General features: G+C 36.9%; 13 protein-coding genes. 9 read left to right on the forward strand and 4 right to left on the reverse strand.

Annotation, left to right across the window (positions count from 1 at the left end; all coding sequences use genetic code 11):
• Positions 1 to 1,016 (reverse strand): hypothetical protein (locus QRN68_RS24990; protein WP_285400008.1); only part of this gene is annotated, 1,016 nt, incomplete at its 3' end.
• 244 nt (positions 1,017 to 1,260) lie between these two features.
• On the opposite strand from QRN68_RS24990, the gene QRN68_RS24995 reads away from it, so the two are divergent.
• From QRN68_RS24995 to QRN68_RS25015, 5 genes are all read left to right on the forward strand, one after another.
• Positions 1,261 to 1,899 (forward strand): BMQ_0737 family morphogenetic spore coat protein, encoded by a 639-nt coding sequence (locus tag QRN68_RS24995; RefSeq protein ID WP_285400010.1) that lies wholly within the window; start codon positions 1,261 to 1,263, stop codon positions 1,897 to 1,899.
• Between the two features lie 174 nt (positions 1,900 to 2,073).
• Positions 2,074 to 2,616 (forward strand): hypothetical protein, encoded by a 543-nt coding sequence (locus QRN68_RS25000; protein WP_285400012.1) that lies wholly within the window; start codon positions 2,074 to 2,076, stop codon positions 2,614 to 2,616.
• Positions 2,609 to 2,905: a hypothetical protein gene (locus QRN68_RS25005; RefSeq protein WP_285400013.1), complete on the forward strand. Its 297-nt coding sequence runs from the start codon at positions 2,609 to 2,611 to the stop codon at positions 2,903 to 2,905. The genes QRN68_RS25000 and QRN68_RS25005 overlap by 8 nt, the downstream gene beginning before the upstream one ends.
• A gap of 14 nt (positions 2,906 to 2,919) precedes the next feature.
• On the forward strand, positions 2,920 to 3,738 hold the full coding sequence (locus QRN68_RS25010) for a hypothetical protein (protein WP_285400014.1): 819 nt from the start codon (positions 2,920 to 2,922) through the stop codon (positions 3,736 to 3,738).
• Positions 3,739 to 3,750: 12 nt separating this feature from the next.
• Positions 3,751 to 3,894, forward strand: coding sequence for a hypothetical protein (locus tag QRN68_RS25015; protein WP_285400015.1), 144 nt, complete (start codon positions 3,751 to 3,753; stop codon positions 3,892 to 3,894).
• Positions 3,895 to 3,926: 32 nt separating this feature from the next.
• On the opposite strand, the gene rpmG is transcribed toward QRN68_RS25015, so the two are convergent.
• The gene (gene rpmG, locus QRN68_RS25020) at positions 3,927 to 4,076 is read right to left on the reverse strand and encodes a 50S ribosomal protein L33 (protein WP_285400017.1); all 150 of its coding nucleotides are present in this window, start codon (positions 4,074 to 4,076) and stop codon (positions 3,927 to 3,929) included.
• Positions 4,077 to 4,261: 185 nt separating this feature from the next.
• On the opposite strand from rpmG, the gene QRN68_RS25025 reads away from it, so the two are divergent.
• Positions 4,262 to 5,452 (forward strand): GTP-binding protein, encoded by a 1,191-nt coding sequence (locus QRN68_RS25025; protein ID WP_285400024.1) that lies wholly within the window; start codon positions 4,262 to 4,264, stop codon positions 5,450 to 5,452.
• A gap of 29 nt (positions 5,453 to 5,481) precedes the next feature.
• On the opposite strand, the gene QRN68_RS25030 is transcribed toward QRN68_RS25025, so the two are convergent.
• Both QRN68_RS25030 and QRN68_RS25035 read right to left on the reverse strand, forming a co-directional pair.
• On the reverse strand, positions 5,482 to 6,027 hold the full coding sequence (locus QRN68_RS25030) for an isoprenylcysteine carboxyl methyltransferase family protein (protein ID WP_285400018.1): 546 nt from the start codon (positions 6,025 to 6,027) through the stop codon (positions 5,482 to 5,484).
• Between the two features lies 1 nt (position 6,028).
• Positions 6,029 to 7,111 carry a type III polyketide synthase gene (locus tag QRN68_RS25035; RefSeq protein WP_285400019.1) on the reverse strand — a complete coding sequence of 361 codons (1,083 nt, stop codon included), beginning with the start codon at positions 7,109 to 7,111 and terminating at the stop codon, positions 6,029 to 6,031.
• Between the two features lie 376 nt (positions 7,112 to 7,487).
• Here QRN68_RS25035 and rsgA point away from each other — a divergent pair, with 376 nt between their 5' ends.
• The 3 genes from rsgA to fosM are packed head-to-tail and all read left to right on the forward strand — an operon-like array spanning position 7,488 to position 9,152.
• The gene (rsgA, locus tag QRN68_RS25040) at positions 7,488 to 8,564 is read left to right on the forward strand and encodes a ribosome small subunit-dependent GTPase A (protein ID WP_285400020.1); all 1,077 of its coding nucleotides are present in this window, start codon (positions 7,488 to 7,490) and stop codon (positions 8,562 to 8,564) included.
• Positions 8,565 to 8,605: 41 nt separating this feature from the next.
• Positions 8,606 to 8,752 carry a hypothetical protein gene (locus QRN68_RS25045; protein ID WP_285400021.1) on the forward strand — a complete coding sequence of 49 codons (147 nt, stop codon included), beginning with the start codon at positions 8,606 to 8,608 and terminating at the stop codon, positions 8,750 to 8,752.
• Complete coding sequence (gene fosM / locus QRN68_RS25050; RefSeq protein WP_285400023.1) at positions 8,733 to 9,152, forward strand: FosM family fosfomycin resistance protein; 420 nt, start codon at positions 8,733 to 8,735, stop codon at positions 9,150 to 9,152. The genes QRN68_RS25045 and fosM overlap by 20 nt, the downstream gene beginning before the upstream one ends.
• Positions 9,153 to 9,215: the final 63 nt, after the last annotated feature.

The following is a 9,215-nucleotide window of genomic DNA, read 5'->3' on the forward strand; positions in this document are numbered from 1 at the left end:
GCTTCAAGAATGACAGGCTCATGAACAGTTTTAGCTGCTTCAAGAATGACAGGCTCATGAACAGTTTTAGCTGCTTCAAGAATGACAGGCTTACTAACAGTTTCCGCTGCTTCAAGAATGAACGGTTCACTAACAGTTTCAGCTGTTTCAAGAATGACAGGCTCATGAACAGTTTCAACTGCTTTATGATTACCAGGCTCATTTGTTAATTCAGAGTTCATGTCATCTACAGTGACAGCAGTATTTTTTTTTCTGTAATTGTTGGGAGTAGAGGCATTGTCAGGTGGTAAGGCAGGTTCATTCATATTAACTGGAATTTCCTGTTTACTCGTAGCGTGTTTAAAATGGAAGGTGGATTCGGTTTTGGTATTTCTATATAAGCCATTATATATTTGGCTTGGATGAGTATTTATTGATTGAAAGTATTGTTGATTAAAATGGCGTTCCTCAGGTACATCTCTTTGATCCCCGTTGCGAGAAGAAGGTATACCATTGTTATTGTTTACATCTAATTGCGCATTTGTTGCTTTACCTGCCAGAGATTGTAGCATTTTATAAGATGGTTGTTTTGATGTATTCGCCGATTGACTTGTTGTCTGTGTAATGATCGAATCCCTTCGCGCATCGTTAGCGATAAATGTAGATATGTTTTCTGTTTTAGGTAGAGTGGTCGGAGCTTCGGTATTTTCAATCGTGCGTAATTTGTTTAAAACTTTTAGTATTTCTCGGTTCATGTCCTCAATCGTTTGATTCAGATACTCAATCTGTGCCGATAGAAGTTTTATCTGCTCCTCATAGCCTCTAATTTGTGGATTTTTTTGCTTATCATCTATTGTTTCAGTTAGTTCTTCTAAAAGTGCCATTTGCATTTTAATCTCATCAATATCCATTTTCATAAATAGGTAATCTTCAATTGAAGCTCCCGTCTTTAATGAAGTTAACGTGTCTTTGTAGGCTTCTATCTGTTGCTTCAATTTTTCAATGTCTTGAATGGAGTACAATTTTGAATCTTCCATTGCATTTCACCCCTTTCAGTCCATTAATATTTTATTAAAAATAGTTACTTTCTGTTACAAATATACAGCTCTTTTCGAACATTTTAGTTCCTCCATTAGAAGAGGAGGTGTAAGCGAAAAAGATACATACTGCTAGTAAAGATTTTCGTAAAAATCAAAACGAATTATTTATTAGCCCATACACTTATAGTTAGAAAACATATGATACAAACGAAAGATAAAAAATTATGGAGGTGTCAAAAGGATGCTAGAGAATATGCCATCTCAGGCGCAGGAACTAATTTGTATCAACGTCGATAAAGTATTCGACTGGATTGTAAAGGAAATGTCTTTTGATTTTTCCCCTACTGGACCAATTCCTTTTCCAGGAGTAACAGCAACTACTGATTTAACAGGTGCGGTAGCTACATGTAAAGTAGTTCCAGCAACAACAAATCCTATTGTGATCTTGAATCGTGAGAATCGCCAATTTGTCATTGATGGTTCAACGGTATGTCTTCAAAATTTAACTATCCAAAAGAATTTTATTCTTACGATAGTTGTTTGTTTACCGAACGGCACTATGTTCACAAGCTCTGCTATTCCACTTTCTCGTTGTGAACAAGTTACATTATGTGCGCCGCAAGGGACAGATGTAGAAATTTTATTCACAGATTTAGATTGTTTCGTGTGTACAACTGGAACATTAACAGCTGGAGCAGGTACAATTACGTTTTCTGCATTAACGATTACTGTATCTGTTTGCCAAAGTATTCAATCTACATTCCCAGTTACTGTGGAATTCTTAGCGACTTTCTGCGAGCCAAGAGCAGAATTACCGTTCGCATGTCCGGGTGTAGTTCGCCCTCAGCAGTGCCCTGCTATATTCCCGCCTGTCGGTTAATGGTACTAACACATAGAAGAAAATCATATTGTAAAGAGAGGTTTATCCTCTCTTTTTTTTTTATAAAGGACGTAGCTGCCACATAAAGAAGTTTGAATTTGCTTTCATTAATTCAATACTATTAGTAAAGGGGTACTGATTATGCTTACTCGCATCGATCGTGTAGAAGAAAAAATGTATGCATTAAAAAAACAAACGGATTTTTATGTTCATGAAATAAAAAAATCGATTGAGGAGTTTATTGTTCCGGAAAGTATTAACGTTATTAGTTATTTTACATCCTCAATCAATATTTCTTATAATCCCGATGAGGAAAGCCTATGCTTGGGCTCTTATCATATTCGCAATATAGGTAATCAGCCTATAACGAACCCTTATCTATGCATAAAGCTACCTGAAGATTCCCCATTCTCCTTTTCAGGAAGATATGTCTATGAACATTTCGCACCAAATTTAAAAGGAAACAGTAGCTGGGAGCGAATTAATGATAAATCAAGCAAGGAGGAGTTCTGGCTTAGACCTATAGGAAAAACAACGCTAGAGCCAAACGAGATACTATCATTTCCTAACTTTCAGATCAAATGGGGTCAGAATTCATCTTATTCAGGAAGTATCATGGGATTTACATATTGTGATCAGTTAGAAGATGGTGCTGTTGTTTTGAATCCTATTAATCTAAATGGAATGAGTTATACACAGGAGGATGAAAATGAGTAAGCGTGAAAATATGAATCAAAAAAAAGATAGTGTTGTCCATCAACTTATGAAGGAACGGCTTGATAATCTATCTAACTATAGTAATGAAGAAAATAATAGCTTTGCTTATCTCGAAAAGGGCACATTGAATCTGCTTATTACCCATTTACTATCAGGAGAAAAAAGAAAAGTTGATGAAATAGGTGATGAGGAAAGAGAAATGAAGATGCTGAAGCAGCTTGACGAGATGTTAGAGGAGAGTAAGGAGCAATTTGAAGAAGTGATTAGTTTACTTAAAAAATTATCGTGATTGGAGGTGTGAATGTGGATAATGATATTATCAAAAACAATGATCCTATTCAACTTCAGCAAATGATCATTTTTTTAAGAGCTGAATTAGCGAAATATAAAAATGAAGTTAAAAGGCTCAGAGATAGTGATTATTATTCATTTGTACTAAGACTAGAACGAGAAAACGTCCAATTAACAAATCAAAAGAAGGCGCTCTCAATGGAGCTTTTAAAGCTGAAGAGAGACTATGAAAAAGATACACAAGCCTACAATGATGATATTCAAACAAGAGAAATTCACAAAAAAAAACAACTTTCTTCGATAGAGACATTATTAAAAGAAATAGAAGAGCTGCGTGCAGAAAATAAACTATTAAAAGACACTAAAGTTGAATTACTTTCAGTGAATACGGATTTTAATTATAAGACGGACATTGCTGGCCTTGAAAACAAGCTGAGCGATTTTACAAAAGAAATAAGCCAACGAATGGAGACAATGGTTGAAGTAATTGAGAAATCACGTTTAGAACAAGCCGATTCAGTCAATCTCCATAAGTATTTAACTAAAACAATAGAGGAAAAAAGCAGTGAGATAGAAAAATTATCGCAACAATTAGCGGATGAAAAAAAACAAATCTCTTCCTGGAATGGAAAAACGATGATTAACCCAGAAGTTCTTATACAATTAGATGCTCAAGTAAATAAAGTATTGGCCCAATCAGTAGATTTTGAAGGGCAGTTGGATCATAAATTACGTATTTTGGATGACATGGAGCAGAAATTAAACGAGCTAGCTATAGAAATAAATAATAAGGAAATCTCATCACCAAAAGTTGTGGATGATATTTGTTAACCATGTAATAGGTTGAGTGGAGTCACAGATGAGACCTTGGAGCGAGTGAAGCGGCTCATCGGACGCCCCCAGTCGGAATGGAAATCAACCACACGTTATGGAAAGGGGAACATAGCATTTTTTTATCCCGTGTTAAATAGGCTGTTTCAAAAGTAAGCAAAGTCGCTTTTGAAACAGTCATTTTTATGTTATTTCGTTTCTCTGTGTAAAGTAATTCTTTTTAAACGAGGGGAATATTTCTTAAGCTCCAGTCTTTCAGGATTATTTCGTTTATTTTTCGTTGTGATATAGTTTTTATCACCGGTTTCTGTACAGGCTAATGTTACTTGTACGCGCATAAAATGCCTCCTTTTAAATCGTAATTGTTACGCTTTATACATTATTATTTTTAATGAAATATGTCAACAATGTATTTTTACAAAGTTTTTAACTTCTTTCAGCGGATGTTGCATTTTGTAGGATTCTATGTTTTAATTACAAACTATAAATAGTAATGATTACGATTTGAGGAGTTGTAAAAATGGTGAAGAAAATTCCTGTTACAGTTTTAAGTGGTTATTTAGGTTCTGGTAAGACTACAATGATGAATCACGTTCTACAAAATGAAAAGGATATGCGTGTGGCTGTAATCGTCAATGATATGAGTGAAATTAATATTGATGCGGAGCTTATCGCAAATGGAAGCGGAATTTCTCGAACAGAGGAAAAATTTGTGGAGTTATCGAATGGTTGTATTTGCTGCACGCTGCGTGAAGATTTATTGCAGGAAGTGGAACGTCTCGCGAAGCTTGGTACTATTGATTACATTTTAATTGAATCGACAGGGATTAGTGAGCCAATACCTGTTGCCCAAACGTTTAGCTATTTAGACGAGGAGCTAGGTATTGATTTAACAAAGTTTTGCCAGCTTGATACGATGGTGACTGTAGTAGATGCAAATCGTTTTTGGCATGATTTTCAGTCAGGTGAAAGTCTTTTGGAGCGTAAGGAGGCAGTCGGTGAGTTAGACGAACGGGATGTTGCGGACTTACTCATCGACCAAATCGAGTTTTGTGATGTCCTTGTATTAAACAAATGTGATTTAGTATCAGTTGAAGAGCTTGAAAGATTAGAGCGTATTTTGCGCGCTTTACAACCTGAAGCTAAGCTAATTCGTACAGTTAATGGTGTAATAGAGCCAGCTGAGATATTAAATACTGAACGCTTTGACTTTGAAAGGGTATCCGAATCTGCTGGTTGGTTAAAGGAATTAGAGCTTGGCCATGAAAATCATACACCTGAAACAGAGGAGTACGGCATTTCTTCTTTCACCTATAAGCGTAGAAGACCATTTCATCCAATGCGTTTTGTAGAATGGTGTGATCATATGCCAGAATCGATTGTTAGAGCAAAGGGTATTATTTGGAGTGCGAAACATCAGGATGTTGCATTGTTACTATCACAGGCTGGCTCATCGGCAAAAATAGAACCAGTCTCTTATTGGGTAGCCGCTTTGCCAAAGGAACAGCAACAGGATGTTTTCTTGCAAAGCCCTGAGGTACTAGAGGATTGGGATGAGGAATTTGGAGATTGCATGACACAGCTCGTTATAATTGGCGTTGAATTAGATAAAGAGACGATTATAAAAGAATTGGACAAGTGTTTATTAACGGAAGATGAGTTTAATAACCCATGGGAAAGTTTACAAGATCCGTTCAATTGGGAATGGCATTAAAGAATAAAGAAAGAAAAAGAAGATTTCGGCTAGGATTCCGAAATCTTCTTTTGAAATACATGATTATAATTCGTAGCGTCGCGTAAAGCTTTTTCTTCGATGGGAACGCGTATTGATAATATTGTCATATTTAAAAGTGTAAAGCAAAACGCTGTAAAATATGCTTGAAACATTAAAGGCAAAAGAAGAATTTCTAAGCAAACGACTGCGTAATTGGGATGGCGCATAAGTGTGTAAGGACCCTTTCGCACAACTTCTGCACCTGGCAAAATTAATATTTTTGTATTCCAAAAATTACCTAATGAACGAATGCACCAAATACGTAATGCTTGCACGGCAATAAATAATAAGAACAATAACGGGAATAAAGGCGATAAACTATTATTATTATTAGTAACTACTTCAACAATTAAAAAGAGGAAAAAACTGATGTGCATCGTAACCATATATGGATAATGAGAAGCACCAACTTCATAGGCTCCTTGTGAAAGCATATATTTTTCATTGCGTTTAGCAATTGAAACTTCTATCAATCTTTGTAGAATGACGAGAATCAAGATAATGTAAAAAATCATGCTACTCCCTCCATTTAAGTAATACAGCTTCAGCACAGAAGCCAGGCCCGAGAGCGACGAGCAAGCCAGTATCCTCCACATGTCCTTCGTTTAACATAAATTGCTCCAACACATATAGCACTGTAGGAGATGACATATTTCCATGATGTTTTAATATTTCCCGAGAAATGTCGGTTTTTGAGGGAGCTAGATAAAGAGTATCTTCATAGGCTTTTAATACTTTTTTACCGCCTGGATGTGCAATAAAGTGGTTAAGCTGTTCACTGAATAGCTTATGTTCCAATAAAAATTGTTCAATGAATGGGCCGAGCCAAGTAGTAATTATAGCAGGAATACTTTTCTGAAAAATGACATGGAGGCCATTGTTTTTTATATTCCAGCCCATAACATTTTCTGAATTTGGCATCCATTTAGAGCCTGAACCTATAATAGTAGGTGTTGATTTTTTTACTGCGATATTCATTTTATCTCCACAGATAAGTGCACATGCTGCACCATCTGCAAAAAGAGAGGCACCAATTAAATTACTTTTCGAAAAATCATTGGGTTGAAAAGTTAGACTACAAAGCTCGACACAAACGACGAGAACTTTTGCTTCTGGATGTGCACGACAAAAATCATAAGCTCTACTAATACCAGCAGCACCACCAGCGCAGCCAAGTCCCCAAAGTGGAATACGTTTAAGTCTGTCTGAAAATGGAAGTTTATTCATAACTCGTGCATCAATACTTGGTGTTGAAATACCTGAGCTACTCACGAAAATAATGGCATCAATATCTTTAGGCGAAATCGGTGCTTCTAAAAACGCTTCATTTTGTAAACAGGCTTGAATGACCTCAACACTATATTGTGTAGCTAGCTCAATATATAAATCGTTACGTTCTTCAAAGGAATGATCCATACGATGCCATTCTGGTGGTACACAAAAATTCCGTGTTTCAATACCACCGTTCTCAAAAACTTTTAAGTAGCGTTCTAATTTAGGGATTTTTGCATGAAACAGCTCCTTCGTTAGTTCTTCTGCGTTTGTCTGTTGTAATGTGTACGGTGGTTTGTATGTACTGATCGAAATGATTTTTGACAATTCAACATCTCCTTCGCCAATAGCGGTCTTGTTTATTGTATGCGGGGAGATGGGGGATACATGCTTGTAAGATTGTAATTGACATTTTCGGAAAATTCCGCTATATTAACAGCAACTAATATCGGAAGTAGGTGATGTGACATGATGAATAGAGCCGTTTTTAACGAACTGCAATTCGGTTTGTTCAATTTCACACGCCTAAAATATATAATTTGACCACGCATTGTAGTGAGATGACTTCATAATTGTGGTGATTTGTATATTCTCTTAAATGTGCCTGTGAAACCTTGTAACTGCCGAATTGCGCAGAGACAAGGTTTTTTTATGTTTTTATTAATCGAGTACAAATGATATGCACATTTAGGAGGAAAACAAATTGAATTTAACAACTTTAGGATTTTCAACATATTTTGAAGAGCAAATGACTGGATTTAAACAGGAGGCTAAGCTGGCGAACTGTGTACCGGCAAGGGTTACTTTAGAGCATAAGCATTCCTATCGTGTACTGGCTGAAGAAGGAGAGTGGCTAGCGACGATTGCTGGACATTACGCGTATACGTCATTAGCACGTGAGGATTTCCCAGCAGTTGGGGATTGGGTGCTAGTTGAGAAAATGCCTGGTGAGGAAAAGGCGATTATTCATAAATTGTTTACTCGAAAATCAGTCTTTTCACGTAAGGCTGCGGGAGCGGAAATACAAGAGCAGATTGTAGCATCGAATGTTGATATCGTGCTTTTAGTTATGAGTTTAAATGCGGACTTTAATATTCGTCGTCTAGAACGTTATTTAGTAGCTGCGTGGGATTCAGGTGCAAAGCCGGTTGTTGTATTGACGAAGGCCGATTTATGTGAAGATATTTCTAATATGATCAGTGAGGTTGAATCTGTAGCGTTCGGTGTAGATGTTTTTGTGACTAGCGCTCTGTCAGGTGAAGGCTTAGCAGATATTCTTGCGCTATTTACAGAAGGCGTGACAGGTGCCTTGCTCGGTTCTTCTGGTGCAGGGAAATCCACATTGACGAATGCTCTTAGTGGTGAGGACTATATGAAGGTTTCGGATATTCGTGAAGATGACGCAAAGGGGCGCCATACAACAACACATCGTGAGTTAGTGATACTGCCGAGTGGCGGTTGTTTAATCGATACACCTGGAATGCGAGAGCTACAATTATGGGATCAGGGGGATAGTTTATCCTCTAGCTTTAAGGATATCGAGGAACTTTCGGCAGCCTGTCATTATCGGGATTGCACACATCAAAAGGAGCCACATTGTGCTGTACAACAAGCCATTACAGATGGTGTGCTTGAACAATCTCGTCTCCAAAGCTATTTTAAGCTACAAAAAGAGCTTGCTTTTATCGAACGAAAAACAAATGCCCAGGCAAGACTAACTGAGCAACGCAAATGGAAGCAAGTCGCGAAAGGCTTAAAGAAAGGTAAAAAGTCAAAATAAATGAATCTTGATAAGAGTGAGAGAGCGAGCTATCAGCGGAATTGGAAGCTTTATCAGCGCAAATCGGCATTTTATCAGCGATATGGAGGGATTTATCAGCGATTTTAGCCTGCCTATCAGCGATAAACCTGCTTCTATCAGCGATTTCAAAGTTAGGGGCACACACACATGACAATCCAGAACGTTAATCATTTATTATTTTCAGTATCAAATCTAGAGGAATCCATCGTATTTTATGAAAAAGTTTTGGACGCAAAGTTATTAGTGAAGGGGAGAAGTACAGCCTATTTTGATGTAAATGGGCTGTGGCTTGCTCTTAATGTAGAACAGGATATTCCACGCAATGAAATCCATCAATCCTATACTCATATAGCATTTTCAATCCATGAGGATGATTTTGACAAAATGTATGAAAAGCTAGTCCAACATAATGTCAACATACTAGAAGGTAGACAAAGAGATATAAGAGATAAAAAATCGATTTATTTCACGGATCCAGATGGTCATAAATTCGAATTCCATACAGGGACTTTACAGGATCGATTGGTTTACTATAAGAAAGAAAAAACGCATATGGAGTTTTTTTAATAATATTAACTCAACTTTCGCACCCTGAAAGATCAAGACATTGCTTGAAATAACTAGGCAGAG

The organism is Lysinibacillus sp. fls2-241-R2A-57, assembly GCF_030209535.1.
GTDB lineage: Bacteria > Bacillota > Bacilli > Bacillales_A > Planococcaceae > Lysinibacillus.

What these genes read in the sequence shown, in the direction of transcription:
- QRN68_RS24995 (WP_285400010.1), top strand. Translation starts at nt 1,261, where the DNA reads ATGCTAGAGAATATGCCATCTCAGGCGCAGGAACTAATTTGTATCAAC.
- QRN68_RS25000 (WP_285400012.1), top strand. Translation starts at nt 2,074, where the DNA reads ATGTATGCATTAAAAAAACAAACGGATTTTTATGTTCATGAAATAAAA.
- QRN68_RS25005 (WP_285400013.1), top strand. Translation starts at nt 2,609, where the DNA reads ATGAGTAAGCGTGAAAATATGAATCAAAAAAAAGATAGTGTTGTCCAT.
- rpmG (WP_285400017.1), bottom strand. Translation starts at nt 4,076, where the DNA reads ATGCGCGTACAAGTAACATTAGCCTGTACAGAAACCGGTGATAAAAAC.
- QRN68_RS25030 (WP_285400018.1), bottom strand. Translation starts at nt 6,027, where the DNA reads ATGATTTTTTACATTATCTTGATTCTCGTCATTCTACAAAGATTGATA.
- fosM (WP_285400023.1), top strand. Translation starts at nt 8,733, where the DNA reads ATGACAATCCAGAACGTTAATCATTTATTATTTTCAGTATCAAATCTA.